This window comes from Flavobacterium davisii (assembly GCF_042182265.1).
GTDB lineage: Bacteria > Bacteroidota > Bacteroidia > Flavobacteriales > Flavobacteriaceae > Flavobacterium > Flavobacterium davisii.
Genome location: NZ_CP097869.1, coordinates 362,090 through 375,891 on the forward strand (window position 1 = coordinate 362,090; position 13,802 = coordinate 375,891).

At 31.5% G+C, this 13,802-nt stretch carries 16 protein-coding genes; 1 reads left to right on the plus strand and 15 read right to left on the minus strand.

What is annotated here, in order from left to right; all coding sequences use genetic code 11:
• Positions 1 to 7: 7 nt before the first annotated feature.
• The 4 genes from NAB20_RS01465 to NAB20_RS01480 all read right to left on the minus strand — a co-directional run bounded on the left by NAB20_RS01465 (position 8) and on the right by NAB20_RS01480 (position 2,492).
• On the minus strand, positions 8 to 811 hold the full coding sequence (locus tag NAB20_RS01465; RefSeq protein ID WP_375605393.1) for a hypothetical protein: 804 nt from the start codon (positions 809 to 811) through the stop codon (positions 8 to 10).
• Entirely contained in the window at positions 808 to 1,287 is a 480-nt protein-coding gene (locus tag NAB20_RS01470) for a hypothetical protein (RefSeq protein WP_375605394.1), read from the minus strand. Before NAB20_RS01470 ends, NAB20_RS01465 begins: the two co-directional genes overlap by 4 nt.
• 168 nt (positions 1,288 to 1,455) lie before the next feature.
• Positions 1,456 to 1,743, minus strand: a complete 288-nt coding sequence (locus tag NAB20_RS01475; RefSeq protein ID WP_088394782.1) for a hypothetical protein — start codon at positions 1,741 to 1,743, stop codon at positions 1,456 to 1,458.
• A 68-nt stretch (positions 1,744 to 1,811) separates the two neighbouring features.
• A complete protein-coding gene (locus NAB20_RS01480; protein ID WP_375605395.1) occupies positions 1,812 to 2,492 on the minus strand; it encodes a hypothetical protein in 681 nt (226 codons plus the stop codon).
• Positions 2,493 to 2,791: 299 nt separating this feature from the next.
• Between NAB20_RS01480 and NAB20_RS01485 the strand changes: the two genes are divergently transcribed.
• Positions 2,792 to 4,117 carry an IS110 family transposase gene (locus tag NAB20_RS01485; protein WP_375604915.1) on the plus strand — a complete coding sequence of 442 codons (1,326 nt, stop codon included), beginning with the start codon at positions 2,792 to 2,794 and terminating at the stop codon, positions 4,115 to 4,117.
• A 340-nt stretch (positions 4,118 to 4,457) separates the two neighbouring features.
• On the opposite strand, the gene NAB20_RS01490 is transcribed toward NAB20_RS01485, so the two are convergent.
• The 11 genes from NAB20_RS01490 to NAB20_RS01540 form a co-directional block, all read right to left on the minus strand.
• Positions 4,458 to 4,649 (minus strand): hypothetical protein, encoded by a 192-nt coding sequence (locus tag NAB20_RS01490; protein WP_146105928.1) that lies wholly within the window; start codon positions 4,647 to 4,649, stop codon positions 4,458 to 4,460.
• A gap of 6 nt (positions 4,650 to 4,655) precedes the next feature.
• On the minus strand, positions 4,656 to 5,282 hold the full coding sequence (locus NAB20_RS01495; protein ID WP_375605396.1) for a hypothetical protein: 627 nt from the start codon (positions 5,280 to 5,282) through the stop codon (positions 4,656 to 4,658).
• Positions 5,283 to 5,288: 6 nt separating this feature from the next.
• Positions 5,289 to 5,936: a hypothetical protein gene (locus tag NAB20_RS01500; RefSeq protein WP_375605397.1), complete on the minus strand. Its 648-nt coding sequence runs from the start codon at positions 5,934 to 5,936 to the stop codon at positions 5,289 to 5,291.
• A 6-nt stretch (positions 5,937 to 5,942) separates the two neighbouring features.
• Complete coding sequence (locus NAB20_RS01505; protein WP_375605398.1) at positions 5,943 to 6,584, minus strand: hypothetical protein; 642 nt, start codon at positions 6,582 to 6,584, stop codon at positions 5,943 to 5,945.
• 6 nt (positions 6,585 to 6,590) lie between these two features.
• The gene (locus NAB20_RS01510; RefSeq protein ID WP_375605399.1) at positions 6,591 to 7,217 is read right to left on the minus strand and encodes a hypothetical protein; all 627 of its coding nucleotides are present in this window, start codon (positions 7,215 to 7,217) and stop codon (positions 6,591 to 6,593) included.
• 6 nt (positions 7,218 to 7,223) lie between these two features.
• The gene (locus NAB20_RS01515) at positions 7,224 to 7,865 is read right to left on the minus strand and encodes a hypothetical protein (RefSeq protein WP_375605400.1); all 642 of its coding nucleotides are present in this window, start codon (positions 7,863 to 7,865) and stop codon (positions 7,224 to 7,226) included.
• Between the two features lie 13 nt (positions 7,866 to 7,878).
• Entirely contained in the window at positions 7,879 to 8,787 is a 909-nt protein-coding gene (locus tag NAB20_RS01520) for a hypothetical protein (RefSeq protein ID WP_375605401.1), read from the minus strand.
• Between the two features lie 364 nt (positions 8,788 to 9,151).
• Positions 9,152 to 9,508, minus strand: coding sequence for a hypothetical protein (locus tag NAB20_RS01525; RefSeq protein WP_375605402.1), 357 nt, complete (start codon positions 9,506 to 9,508; stop codon positions 9,152 to 9,154).
• Positions 9,509 to 9,510: 2 nt separating this feature from the next.
• Positions 9,511 to 11,433 carry a type VI secretion system Vgr family protein gene (locus tag NAB20_RS01530; protein WP_375605403.1) on the minus strand — a complete coding sequence of 641 codons (1,923 nt, stop codon included), beginning with the start codon at positions 11,431 to 11,433 and terminating at the stop codon, positions 9,511 to 9,513.
• A 29-nt stretch (positions 11,434 to 11,462) separates the two neighbouring features.
• Complete coding sequence (tssD, locus tag NAB20_RS01535; protein ID WP_088395034.1) at positions 11,463 to 11,852, minus strand: type VI secretion system tube protein TssD; 390 nt, start codon at positions 11,850 to 11,852, stop codon at positions 11,463 to 11,465.
• Positions 11,853 to 12,099: 247 nt separating this feature from the next.
• Positions 12,100 to 13,425 carry an IS110 family transposase gene (locus NAB20_RS01540; RefSeq protein WP_375605029.1) on the minus strand — a complete coding sequence of 442 codons (1,326 nt, stop codon included), beginning with the start codon at positions 13,423 to 13,425 and terminating at the stop codon, positions 12,100 to 12,102.
• Positions 13,426 to 13,802 lie beyond the last annotated feature (377 nt).

Genomic DNA, 13,802 nt, shown 5'->3' on the forward strand with positions numbered 1-13,802 from the left:
GGGTGTCTTATTTTTTATATACTTTTCTAAATTCATAGTTTTCTTTTTCTTCACGAGCAATTTTAAGAAATTCTAGCGTGCCGTTAGAGGTGAAAGTTAATTCATAATACTGTAATCTACCCTCCTTACACTCGCATCCAGGAGCACGATAATCACCCCCAAATGTGTCCGTTGTATTGTGAGAATCATTTACCCCATCAATGTCTTGGTCAACATAGCCAAAGCGATCAGAAAAGGATAATTTCTCACGATTTTCATTGATTTCTTTAATTTTCATTCCTGCTTTTAATGGACTTCCGTGTAAATTAACAATGCCTTGGTAAGTGGTAAAAGGATAGACATAATTTTTCGGATGATTCTTTTCTTTAATCCTTTCTATTGACTTTAAAACATCGTCATATGATTCTCCCTCCATTTGAATTTTTTTCATTCTTTCCTCGTCATCCCTAGAGATTATTTTGACATCTTTAGCCTTACTTAATAATCCAGCTTTACCATCTGGGCTGTCAAGATTTACAAAATAAATATAAATTGCATCTACTATGTTTTCCCCTATTTCCCAATCGCTTACAGAAATTCCTAATTTATCCCAAGTATAACCTTGATCTGTCGTTCTATCTGGTTTTCCTAAAACTTTTTCCCATTGAGAGACCGAATCGCCTAAATCTAAGCGCTTTCCTTTGTAGTAAATACCACAACTATCGACTTTAATAGTGGCTTTTTCTAAATCTATTTCCTTATCTTGTTTCACTTGACAACTTACATTTATAAAAGTTAATATGATAACGTATAAAAATGATTTTATTTTCATTGACTGTTTTCTTTAAAATAGTTCATTATTTCTTTTATTTTTTTAACTGTTTTATCATTGAGAATTTCTGCCTCATGATGACTGTGCTCATAAATAGTAGCATATTTCAATTTTTCTAAAATATTAATAGGAGTTTTATTTAACCACTCTCTTATCAAATCAACTGTCCAATTTGATTTAGGTGAAGAAGGGTGTACAAAATATTTTTCAGCTACATAATTGGCTAATTGAGTATCATTCATCCCTTGCTTGAATTTCCTACCTACATCTTCAACTGCTATTTTTGCTAATTCAGCAGAAAGCTTATTTAGAGGATGTGTTAATGAATCTTTTGCTAGTTTTGAGTGAGACGGACAATTACCATATTTTGTATTTGTGTGACTTTGAGCTTCAGGGATTACTTCGTCAAAAGAATTAAGCATGATGTTAAACACTAATTTAGGAAAAATAGACATCACTTGAACACTGTAGTCCATCGCTTTTTGCTCTTGGGTATCATTTTCTTAGTTTTTAATAAAAAAACTATATTGTTGATAAACATTCATCTTCCACTTTCAAATCAAACAGCAAACCAAATACTTTTGAACTTAAAATGGTCGAAAGTCCACCTATTAGAAAATATTTTAAACATTCTATAATGATAATTATTTATACTTATAAATAGCCATAATAATATAACACACAATTAATAAAAGTATAGTTAAGGTTGAGAAACCAATAGGAATTAGCCATAAATTTATTCTCTCTTTAGCATTGAAATATAGAAAATACGAAAGAATTAAGACAAAAATACTTATGATAGCCCAAATATGTAATTCTATAAATGATTTTGGAATTTGAGCATCGCCATATTTATGTGTGTACAATAAATGAATACTTCCTAAAAATTGAAGTATAGTAATAGCCAAAGGAATTATTATAATTTTATTCATTTTAAACAGTTTCTTTATAAAAATTAAATTTTAGGCTCTCCCCTCATTTTTTCTTTTTCTTTATCAATCTATTTTTTTTCACTAGGACTTATCTGTTTCTCTGTCTTTTTCTTATATGCTTCTAGAGAGCCACCAGCAATAATATTTTCTCTGCCTCCTAAAATAGGATAAATTGAATTTGTAAAATATTTTTCCAGTTCCAATAAGGCATTATTAGTAATTCTTTCTTTTTCTTCTTTTTTAGATTCTTTACTCACTACTTCTTTTATGCCCTTGTAAAAAGTCAGAATCGAAACTGAGGCAAGAAAGGCATCTTGAGCCCCTTTGGACTCCCCATCTTTGTCAGGGTTACCATGCTTATCGGGATCCTGTGCTTCGTAACTTTGGAACTGTATCACCTTATTATCAGTATGCCTTTGAACATGTGATAAAGAATATGAATCTTGAACCATATGTAGTATCTTACCTATATGAAATAGCCCATCATCTCCAGACACATCTAACCCTTTTTTAAACCATTTTTTTGCTTGATCGACAATCAAATTTACAACTTGTTTGTTTGTATTTTTACCAGTTGGTGCCATAGAATGCCAAAACTGTTTACTTCCATGGTGAGACTCATAGGCTAATGTCCCTTTTTTATGTTCATTTCTCCAAGTATCATAATAACAAGTCTCAATCGAATCTTCGTTACCACATGGAACATCTGGCCAAGCACATCCTTCATCTAATCTAAAATCATATTTCACTCCGGCAATCTTAGCAGCTTTTTTTGTAATATCTTCGTGAATAGCTCCTCCTCCTCTAATTTTAACCCAGATTTCAAGAAAGTATTGTTCTTTGACAAATGAGAGCTAACTTGCACTTGCGAGCGAAGCCTATGTATAAAATGGTGAATTTATCCCCTCCCAGATTTTGGCTGAAATGTAAAAAGGCTTCCATTTGGAAGCCCTTTGAGACAATCAATGATGAAACACCATGTTATCTCGTATAGAATAATTTAAGCAAAGATATTACATTTCCTCGCATTTTAATAAAAAAATATTTTATGAAAAGTTTCGAAAAAATGCAAATTGTAAATCCCAATGCTGCAGGAATTGATGTTGGGTCACGTTCTCATTTTGTAGCCATAGGACAGGATGAAAATCAAATCAGAGAATTTAATGTTTATCAATCAGGATTATGCGCTTTGGTAGCTTATCTTCAAGAGAACAAGATTCGTAGTGTTGCTTTGGAGTCCACAGGGAGTTATTGGCAATCTTTGTTTATGATCTTGCAGGGAAATGGTTTTGAAGTTCTTTTGGTTCAAGGGACTCAAACAAAAAACCTCAAAGCAAAGACAGATGTGAAAGATGCACAATGGATACAGAAACTTCATTCTTTAGGGTTATTACGAGGTTCTTTTTTGCCCTCTGAAACCACTTTGCAGATAAGAACACTTCATAGACATCGTTCTAGTTTGATTGAACAAAGTTCAGGCTTTGTAAACAAAATGCAAAAAGCATTACGTTTAATGAACTTCAGACTCGACGTTGTGATAAGTGACATCACAGGAGTTTCTGGAATAAGAGTAATTGAGATGATACTATCAGGTGAAACTTCAGGTGAAAAATTAGCTGAATATTGCGACAAACGAGTTAAAAAAAGCAAAGAAGAAATAGCCGACGCTTTACAAGGTAAAATAAACAATGAATACCTACATGAGCTTTCCGATTGTTATGATATTTACAGACTTATTCAAGATAAAATAAAAAACACCGATACTCGTATTGATCAAGTGCTGAAAAATCAAACCAGAGAAATTGTTTTATCAGAAGATATCGAATTGGTAAAGAAACAGAATAAAGGGAAAAACCAACCCAAATTTGATGTACAGAAATATAGTTTAAAACTTTTTGGAGTAGATATCTTTGCTATAGAATCAGTTTGCTCAGGAACCGTTACTAGTTTTTTAGCCGAAATAGGCACCGATATATATAAATTCAAGACCTCCAAGCAATTTGTGAATTGGCTCAGGTTAGCTCCAAATAATAAAATTAGTGGAGGTAAGGTTTTGAGTAGCAGAACTCCAAAAGGGAAAAATAAATTTGCATTGACATTAAGAAATGCGGCAAATACAATTGAAAGAAAAAAAGAAGGTTACCTCGTTATGTTCTTTAAAAGGATTTCTTTTAAAAAAGGAAGAGGTGCTGCAATTACAGCAACAGCAAGAAAAATAGCAGTTATAATTTGGAATATGATAGTCAAAAAACAACATTATATACCAATAAATACAGACCAATATATTCAAGAAATGAAGAATAAAAAAACGATACAAATTAAAAAAATGATTAAAAAATACGGAATCGAAACTACTTCTTTATCAATTCCTTAAATTAAGTTAGATAGAATTACGCATTAGAAAAAATAAATTTTATAACTTACTGAAATAGAAGGGTTTATTTATTTGATAATTCTAGTTCGTAATTTTATATAGTACTAACAATCAATAAAATATGTTTTTTTAAAATCTCTAACGCGTAATCAGGGTTAAAATAATTTCACTATCACTAACACGTCTTCTTTATGGTCAATTCCTTGTAAAATATCATCTATTAAACAAAAAATTAATATAATTTTGTCTTTACTAAGCATCGGTTTTGTTTATTGGTTCGCAAAACAAATTTACTTAACCTTTGCTTTTCTTTTTTTCCCTTTTAAAGTAGCAACTTGAATTAATTACCATATTTATCAATTCCTCTATATATATTGGGTTCATCTTTTTGTTTTTGTAAAGAATTGAAATACTCCTCATCAAATTTCTCAAAATCTTTAGTGACTATTGGTTCTATAGCGTTATAGTTGGGAAACGTTTTTTGAGCATATCCCATTTCAAAAAACAATAGTAGAAGCAAGAACCATTTCATAAATAATTAGTTATTGATATAATCCATATATCGTTTTTCTAATAGTTTTCCACTTTCACCATCAAGAACAAATATTTCAATTAAATCAGTTTGTTTAAACCAACTTACATACCAAACATTTTGTTTAAATTTTTCATCATAAGTTCTGTTAATCTGACTATGTACACCATTAGTAATCGGTCCCTTAGTTAATGGTATTTTCTCTTTTTCGCAAAATTGTAGTATTTTCTCAAAAGTAAATTTGTAAGGTTCGTCATAGTTGGTTTCTTTTATAAGTTTTCCATCTTCACTAAACTCATACCAAATAGATTTACAAAATGAATTATTGAATGCTATTCCTTTTCTTTTAATATTACCGTTGGAATAAAAGATTTTAGATACAGCAAAATAAGAATTATTAAAGTTTTTGGTAAAACTAATTCCCGCATCTGCTTTAACTATAACAATGTAATTTCTTTCTTGATCGAAACCACGATAAATCTCAGGCTGTTCTTCTTTTAGAAAAGAATATTCATCTTGATTAAATTTTTCAAAATCTTTAGTAACTATTGGTTCGATAACGTTATAGTTGGGAAACGTTTTTTGAGCATATCCCATTTCAAAAAACAATAGTAGAAGTAAGAACCATTTCATAAATAATTAGTTATTGATATATTCACTATATTTTTTATCTATAACTTTACCAGTTTCAGCATCAAGGACAAAAGTTTCAATCAAATCAGATTGTTTGAACCAACTTACATACCAAACATTTTTTTTCAAAGCATTATCCATTCCTCTTGCTATTTCAGTATGAACGCCTCTAGTGATTGGACCTTTGGTTAAAGGAATTTTTTCCTTCTCACAAAATTGTAATACTTGCTCAAAAGTAAATTTGTAAGGTTCGTCATAGTTGGTTTCTTTTATAAGTTTTCCATCTTCACTAAACTCATACCAAGTGCCTATCTTACACTGTGAATTATTATTTAAGGCTGAACCTTTAATTTTAATATTACCATTCTTATAATATCCTTTTGTTAAAGTAAAATAAGAATTTGGAACTGTAAGTCTATAAGAGCTATCTGTTAATTCTAAATAAGAATTATCTTTTAAATAAATAGTAAAACTAACATCATTATATTTTATTTTCAGTTCATCATAATATTTTATTTTCAGTTCATCATAATATTTTTTATCAAATTTCTCAAAATCTTTAGTGACTATTGGTTCGATAGCGTTATAGTTGGGAAACGTTTTTTGAGCATATCCCATTTCAAAAAGCAATAGTAGAAGCAAGAACCATTTCATAAATAATTAGTTATTGATATAATTCATATATCGTTTTTCTAATAGCTTTCCACTTTCACCATCAAGAACAAATATTTCAATTAAATCAGTTTGTTTAAACCAACTTACATACCAAACATTTTGTTTAAATTTTTCATCATAAGTTCTGTTAATCTGACTATGTACACCATTAGTAATCGGTCCCTTAGTTAATGGTATTTTCTCTTTTTCGCAAAATTGTAGTATTTTCTCAAAAGTAAATTTGTAAGGTTCGTCATAGTTGGTTTCTTTTATAAGTTTTCCATCTTCACTAAACTCATACCAAGTGCCTATCTTGCATTGAATATTGTTGTTTAATGTTAATCCTTTTACTAAAATAGTACCATTACTTTTGTAAAATGTTTTAATTATCTTAAAATAATTACCTTTTTTTATTTCTTTATATACACCCTCATACATTTCTATATAGGTTCCGTCATCTAATGTTTTTTCTATATAATAAATTTTTTTAGATTCATTTTCATCTGTTTTTTTATTTTTATTAAAAAAATCATAATCAAATTTCTCAAAATCTTTAGTGACTATAGGTTCGATAATGTTATAGTTGGGAAACGTTTTTTGAGCATATCCCATTTCAAAAAGCAATAGTAGAAGCAAGAACCATTTCATAAATAATTAGTTATTGATATAATTCATATATCGTTTTTCTAATAGCTTTCCACTTTCACCATCAAGAACAAATATTTCAATTAAATCAGTTTGTTTAAACCAACTTACATACCAAACATTTTGTTTAAATTTTTCATCATAAGTTCTGTTAATCTGACTATGTACACCATTAGTAATCGGTCCCTTAGTTAATGGTATTTTCTCTTTTTCGCAAAATTGTAGTATTTTCTCAAAAGTAAATTTGTAAGGTTCGTCATAGTTGGTTTCTTTTATAAGTTTTCCATCTTCACTAAACTCATACCAAGTGCCTTTACAAAACCAATTATTAAAACCGACCCCTTTTCTTTTTATATTACCATTAGAATAATACATCATTGATAGCGTTAAATAAGAATTATTATACATTTTTAAATAACTAATCTCTCCATTCGTTTTGTCCATTTCTATATAATTTTTCTCTTTGTCAAAACCTCTAAAAATATTTTTTTGCTCCTCTTTAAGATAAAGAAAGTCATTTTGATTAAATTTTTCAAAATCTTTAGTAACTATTGGTTCGATAACGTTATAGTTGGTAAACGTTTTTTGAGCATATCCCATTTCAAAAAACAATAGTAGAAGCAAGAACCATTTCATAAATAATTAGTTATTGATATATTCACTATATTTTTTATCTATAACTTTACCAGTTTCAGCATCAAGGACAAAAGTTTCAATCAAATCAGATTGTTTGAACCAACTTACATACCAAACATTTTTTTTCAAAGCATTATCCATTCCTCTTGCTATTTCAGTATGAACGCCTCTAGTGATTGGACCTTTGGTTAAAGGAATTTTCTCCTTCTCACAAAATTGCAATACTTGCTCAAAAGTAAATTTGTAAGGTGTATCGTAGTTGGTTTCTTTTATAAGTTTTCCATCTTCACTAAACTCATACCAAGTGCCTATTTTGCATTGAATATTGTTGTTTAATGTTAATCCTTTTACTAAAATATTACCATTACTTTTGTAAAATGTTTTAATTATCTTAAAATAATTACCTTTTTTTATTTCTTTATATACACCCTCGTACATTTCTATATAGGTTCCATCATCTAATGTTTTTTCTATATAATAAAATTTTTTAGATTCATTTTCATCTGTTTTTTTATTTTTATTAAAAAAATCATAATCAAATTTCTCAAAGTCTTTTGTTATAATTGGCTCTTTCATAGTTGTGTCATTTATTCTTTGTGCTGTACACATTTTAAAAACAAGTAGTAGTAATAATATAAAAGGTCTCATAAATATTTTGTTTTTAAGTTATACTACCATTTGCTATTATCCATTGCCATTGCCATAGGGTATAGCGTTCTTGAGGTGGATTGAGATGGTGAGAGTAGTCTAGTAAATTTTCTGTTTTAGCATACTCAAAGGTAAATTTAGCATTAGCATCTGCTTCTTTGTTCGCAAAAGTGTGTGGTAATTTAAAACTATGTAAAAATTCATGAGCTGCCGTTTGGTCGTTTTTACCTGCAAAAAGCATTACATTTTTGCCACTACAATAACCATTAAGGGCTTGGTATGTATTACTAGTATTTATATAGCCCCCATTTTCTCCAAAATAAAAAGCTATAAAGTGGTTGTCATATTTATGTTCATCTCTAGGATTTATTGCTTTCAACTTATCACTCAATTTTTTTCTTAAAAATTTTTCTAAATCAACAAATCGTGCGGGTTGATGTGTGCTAGTTATGAAAGTTTTAGTAGTAGTGTTTTGCATAGGTTCATAATAAGAACACAAAACATTATTACCTCTAGAATCAGCTGTTACATATTTTCCTCCTGCTTGCAATTCAGGTTCGGTACTCATATCAAGGGTTTCGGTATCTACTTTTACTTCTATTAGTGCCTGATGTAAATATTTTTCAAATAGAACCTGCTGATTAGAAATGTTTGGTCTGTTAATATTATTTGGAATGTTTGCAACATTTGTTTCGACTTTTACTAAAACGATTTTTGCTTTTTTACGTTGTTTGTTTTTCCATACGAGCAGTTTACCTGCTAGTTTTTTCTCTTCAATAACTGTGCCATTTGCATTGGTGGTTTTGGTAATAGCGTTAAGTGTAATAGTTTGGTCTGAGGTAAATTCATCTAAACATTCTATAGTTAGATGGTCAATAAGTGCGTGTTTTCCTATTCCTTTTCCCTTTACATCAATCTCCATTGGTGTTATTAAAAAGTTTTTGTTTTCTTCAAATCGTAATATTTCAGGTTCTTCTTCTATGTCTACAACAAGGCTTAGAGTAGCTTTTGTATTACTGTAGTTAGTGACTTTTTTCTCTATTTTAGGTGGTTTACCTTGACCTTGAGGTGTTTTTTTTGTGATTTCTTTTGGGTATAAAGAAATCCAAGTACAAAAATAATCTTCTTTTATAGGGTTATTTTGTGAATCTTTAAGTTCGTTGCCTGAGCTGTCTTTCTTGTTTTTCCAAGTTATGGTGTGATATTTATAAGCTGCTTTGAGTTTATTAAATAAACCTTGGTCTGTTTTGTAAAAACCGTTGTAAGTATTAGAGTTAGTTACAAGATTAGTAAAAGCAGATTCTTTGTACTGTTTTGACTATTATTTTTTCATAATTTGTATCGCCAAAAATATTATTTCCTCCTGTAATTAGAGTGGTATCTTCAATTCGCATCCAATCACATCCATATTCTTCGCCTTTCCAATCTTTTTTAGGTCTAAAGTGAACAATACATTTAGCTTCAATTTTTCCTGACTCTACTGTGGGTGCGCTTCCCGGATTCCTGTGTGTAATTCCTTGTCCAGCGTTAGCAGTTACACTACCTTCTAAGGAAGTTAATACTATATTTTCGTTAGAATAAATATTGTATTCACCGCCAACAATTTCTGTGATTTTTCCTTTAACAATTCTAGTTCTACTCATAACTAATGTTGTTTAGATTTTTCAGCTGAATTTATTTGAATTTCTTTTTCTGAATGTTTGTTTAAATTTTCAGTACTAGTAATATCAATTCCTTTTCCTGAATTTACAGAAGTTTTACCTTTCTTTGTTTCACTATGCACATCTCCTTCAATTACTTCCGTCAACTTTCCTGTTACCATGGTCATCATATCCATTGCAACGGTAGTGTTTTTCATGGCACCAATGGTTTCATTTTTATTCATTCCTGCACTTTCAGATATATTCATTCCAACGGAGGTTGTCATGTTTTTACCCACGTTAATAATCATATCTTCCCCCGCATTTACTGTGAAATTCTTTGGCGCATTTACATTAATATTCCCATGACCGTCCATTGTCCAAGTGTTGCCGCTAGGATCCTCTATAAAAACAGAGCCTTGGGCATCGTTTAGAATAATTTTAGTTCCACTTCGGGTATGAATGGCTTTTACATCATTCCCGCTAGTATGATACCCACTGGTTGCGGCACCGTTATAATGAGTACCTAATACAAAAGGTTTTTCGGCGTTGCCACTTTCAAAACCAACCAGTACTTCCTCGCCTATTTCGGGGATAAAATGAAAGCCTTTGCCTGCTCCTGAGTGGGGTTGTATTAACCTAATCCAAGGGGTTTTTTGGTTTTTTCTTTCTTGCCATGGAAATTGTACCCGTAGACGTCCCATGCCCATAGGGTCGTTGTTGTCTACTACTCGTGCGGTTTGTTCTTCACAATTAGGATAAGCACTGTCGTCAAAATAAGGAGGTGTCCACAAATCGGGTATGGCTACAAATTCGTTGTAGTATTGGTTGCCATCATGAAAGTGTTTGATTTCTATGATCCGATAGGTTTCCATCGGTTTGTCGTTAATATCAATTAGCTTGGTTAGATCGCCTTGTTTGAGTTGGGGATCTTTACTTTTGCCTTTTACCACCATAAGGCTTTCGCGTAGCTCTTTTTGTTTTCTTACGGCATCTTGTAGTTCTTGGTCTGTTTTGCTACTAATTCCGGTTTGATTGTAGAGTTTGTTGGGTTTTTTATGAAATACGTCTTTTGAAGCCTTAAGGGCTGCGAGTTGGTAGGGGTTAAATTTGCTTTGTAATTGAGCAAAGGCGCTATCTCGTTGTAGGTTGTCTCCTGATTCTGTATAGTAGGTGGTGTAGGTAAATTGTTGTGGTTTTACCGATAGTTCAAAAGATACATGTATTAGGTCTATGTTTTCTTCTAATACAATTATTTTAGGACCTACTTTATTGCCTAATACCAAGCTTTGTCCGTCATAATACAGGTACTCGCCATAGCGTATGGCCAATTGTTTTAGGAACTGGTAATCGGTTTGGTTGTATTGTACGGTGTAAGGGATTACATGTTGGGTGTTGCCGTTTTTGGTAATTAGGTTGAAGTTGTCTTTTGGATATTCGGCGGTTATTTCTTGTATGATTTGTTCTAGGGTTTTGTTTTCAAAACTTTGGCATTCTAAGCCTTGTTCTAGCATAATGGTCGGTGCGTGTCCTGTAATGTATAACTGACTGTATCCATTTTTTTTTAAAAGGTTCAGATGGGTTATAATGCCTGTAAAGGTTTGTTTTATTTCACCAAATCGATGTAGGTGGATGTGTATGGTTTTGCCTAGATAACTTTTGGAGTTTTCCATAATGTATGCTTCTTGGTTGTCTAGGGAATCGGCACGGGTTGCAATAGTAAAGGTGTCGTGTTCGTTGGTTTTTTGGTCAAGTGTTAGATCAAAATGGGATTTTTCTAAAAAGGATTTGCCTTCTACTGTTAGGGTACAGTAAACTAAGGGGCTTGATTTATCGGCTAAAAAGTCTTTAAAAGTGCCAACGGAGGCGTATTTAGCTAGATCATCAGGATGATTGAGTCTGCCATAATCGCTGTTATAGGTTTCCATGGTCTGTGTTTTTTAGTTGTTTGGTTTTGTTAGTCTTTCCATTTTTTTTCATGGGTGGTATCGTTTAGTGTAAAACGTTTGGCTATGAGTCGCATGGCTATTTGTAAGGGTTGGTTGTTTTGGGAATCAAAGAACTCGGAAAAGGATACACAAAAGGCTTTTTCAAATTTTAGTTCTTGTAATTTGCTCATAGCGTCTCTACGAAAGAAAATAATGGTACCGTTTTTGGTTTGACTATGGTCTAGCATCCACTGTAGTAGGTTGGTTTTGCCGTTGCTTTCTATACGGATGTTGATTTCACCTCCTTGGGGCATGCCTTGTGGTTTTCCTGTCGCATCTATTTCTTGTGTGAAATTATAATCGCAGTTTAAGATATTATAGGTGTTACCGTCTAATTCTAATTTGGCTAAAAATGACATGTCTTAAATTTTTATAGTGTTTTTAAAAGAAGGAATTAAACCCAGATTACGCATTAGACCCGAGCGTAGCGAATAGACGAAGTAAATCTATTCCATCTTATTTTTCTTCCAATTCAAGCACGTACTCCAATTTTAATCATCAAAATAGTTGACTATTTCTTCTTCTAAAATTTTCCGTGAGCACTTGAATTTATTGAAAAATTTTGTTTCACAACGAAGTCTAATCCGGAATTCTATCTAACTTAATTTAAGGAATTGATAAAGAAGTAGTTTCGATTCCGTATTTTTTAATCATTTTTTTAATTTGTATCGTTTTTTTATTCTTCATTTCTTGAATATATTGGTCTGTATTTATTGGTATATAATGTTGTTTTTTGACTATCATATTCCAAATTATAACTGCTATTTTTCTTGCTGTTGCTGTAATTGCAGCACCTCTTCCTTTTTTAAAAGAAATCCTTTTAAAGAACATAACGAGGTAACCTTCTTTTTTTCTTTCAATTGTATTTGCCGCATTTCTTAATGTCAATGCAAATTTATTTTTCCCTTTTGGAGTTCTGCTACTCAAAACCTTACCTCCACTAATTTTATTATTTGGAGCTAACCTGAGCCAATTCACAAATTGCTTGGAGGTCTTGAATTTATATATATCGGTGCCTATTTCGGCTAAAAAACTAGTAACGGTTCCTGAGCAAACTGATTCTATAGCAAAGATATCTACTCCAAAAAGTTTTAAACTATATTTCTGTACATCAAATTTGGGTTGGTTTTTCCCTTTATTCTGTTTCTTTACCAATTCGATATCTTCTGATAAAACAATTTCTCTGGTTTGATTTTTCAGCACTTGATCAATACGAGTATCGGTGTTTTTTATTTTATCTTGAATAAGTCTGTAAATATCATAACAATCGGAAAGCTCATGTAGGTATTCATTGTTTATTTTACCTTGCAAAGCGTCGGCTATTTCTTCTTTGCTTTTTTTAACTCGTTTGTCGCAATATTCAGCTAATTTTTCACCTGAAGTTTCACCTGATAGTATCATCTCAATTACTCTTATTCCAGAAACTCCTGTGATGTCACTTATCACAACGTCGAGTCTGAAGTTCATTAAACGTAATGCTTTTTGCATTTTGTTTACAAAGCTTGAACTTTGTTCAATCAAACTAGAACGATGTCTATGAAGTGTTCTTATCTGCAAAGTGGTTTCAGAGGGCAAAAAAGAACCTCGTAATAGCCCTAAAGAATGAAGTTTCTGTATCCATTGTGCATCTTTCACATCTGTCTTTGCTTTAAGGTTTTTTGTTTGAGTCCCTTGAACCAAAAGAACTTCAAAACCATTTCCCTGCAAGATCATAAACAATGATTGCCAATAACTCCCTGTGGACTCCAAAGCAACACTACGAATCTTGTTCTCTTGAAGATAAGCTACCAAAGCGCATAATCCTGATTGATAAACATTAAATTCTCTAATTTGATTTTCATCCTGTCCTATGGCTACAAAATGAGAACGTGACCCAACATCAATTCCTGCAGCATTGGGATTTACAATTTGCATTTTTTCGAAACTTTTCATAAAATATCTTTTTATTAAAATGCGAGGAAATGTAATATCTTTGCTTAAATTATTCTATACGAGATAACATGGTGTTTCATCATTGATTGTCTCAAAGGGCTTCCAAATGGAAGCCTTTTTACATTTCAGCCAAAATCTGGGAGGGGATAAATTCACCATTTTATACATAGGCTTTGCTCGCAAGTGCAAGTTAGCTCTCATTTGTCAAAGAACAATACTTTCTTGAAATCTGGGTTAAAAAAGAGGCTGTCTGAAAAGTCAAAAATCAATCTTTAGTTGTCACTTCGACCATAGGAGAAGTCACAGTAATATGTGATTTGCTTCTCCTATTTGGGTAAAACTCTTGGTTTTTCTTTTAATCGAAATGACAGGATTGT

Bases quoted from the DNA above. Each gene is read 5' to 3' on its own strand.
- NAB20_RS01465 (WP_375605393.1), bottom strand. From the start codon at position 811: ATGAAAATAAAATCATTTTTATACGTTATCATATTAACTTTTATAAAT.
- NAB20_RS01470 (WP_375605394.1), bottom strand. From the start codon at position 1,287: ATGGACTACAGTGTTCAAGTGATGTCTATTTTTCCTAAATTAGTGTTT.
- NAB20_RS01475 (WP_088394782.1), bottom strand. From the start codon at position 1,743: ATGAATAAAATTATAATAATTCCTTTGGCTATTACTATACTTCAATTT.
- NAB20_RS01485 (WP_375604915.1), top strand. From the start codon at position 2,792: ATGAAAAGTTTCGAAAAAATGCAAATTGTAAATCCCAATGCTGCAGGA.
- NAB20_RS01490 (WP_146105928.1), bottom strand. From the start codon at position 4,649: ATGAAATGGTTCTTGCTTCTACTATTGTTTTTTGAAATGGGATATGCT.
- NAB20_RS01495 (WP_375605396.1), bottom strand. From the start codon at position 5,282: ATGAAATGGTTCTTACTTCTACTATTGTTTTTTGAAATGGGATATGCT.
- NAB20_RS01500 (WP_375605397.1), bottom strand. From the start codon at position 5,936: ATGAAATGGTTCTTGCTTCTACTATTGCTTTTTGAAATGGGATATGCT.
- NAB20_RS01505 (WP_375605398.1), bottom strand. From the start codon at position 6,584: ATGAAATGGTTCTTGCTTCTACTATTGCTTTTTGAAATGGGATATGCT.
- NAB20_RS01510 (WP_375605399.1), bottom strand. From the start codon at position 7,217: ATGAAATGGTTCTTGCTTCTACTATTGTTTTTTGAAATGGGATATGCT.
- NAB20_RS01515 (WP_375605400.1), bottom strand. From the start codon at position 7,865: ATGAGACCTTTTATATTATTACTACTACTTGTTTTTAAAATGTGTACA.
- NAB20_RS01520 (WP_375605401.1), bottom strand. From the start codon at position 8,787: ATGGAGATTGATGTAAAGGGAAAAGGAATAGGAAAACACGCACTTATT.
- NAB20_RS01525 (WP_375605402.1), bottom strand. From the start codon at position 9,508: ATGAGTAGAACTAGAATTGTTAAAGGAAAAATCACAGAAATTGTTGGC.
- NAB20_RS01530 (WP_375605403.1), bottom strand. From the start codon at position 11,433: ATGGAAACCTATAACAGCGATTATGGCAGACTCAATCATCCTGATGAT.
- tssD (WP_088395034.1), bottom strand. From the start codon at position 11,852: ATGTCATTTTTAGCCAAATTAGAATTAGACGGTAACACCTATAATATC.
- NAB20_RS01540 (WP_375605029.1), bottom strand. From the start codon at position 13,425: ATGAAAAGTTTCGAAAAAATGCAAATTGTAAATCCCAATGCTGCAGGA.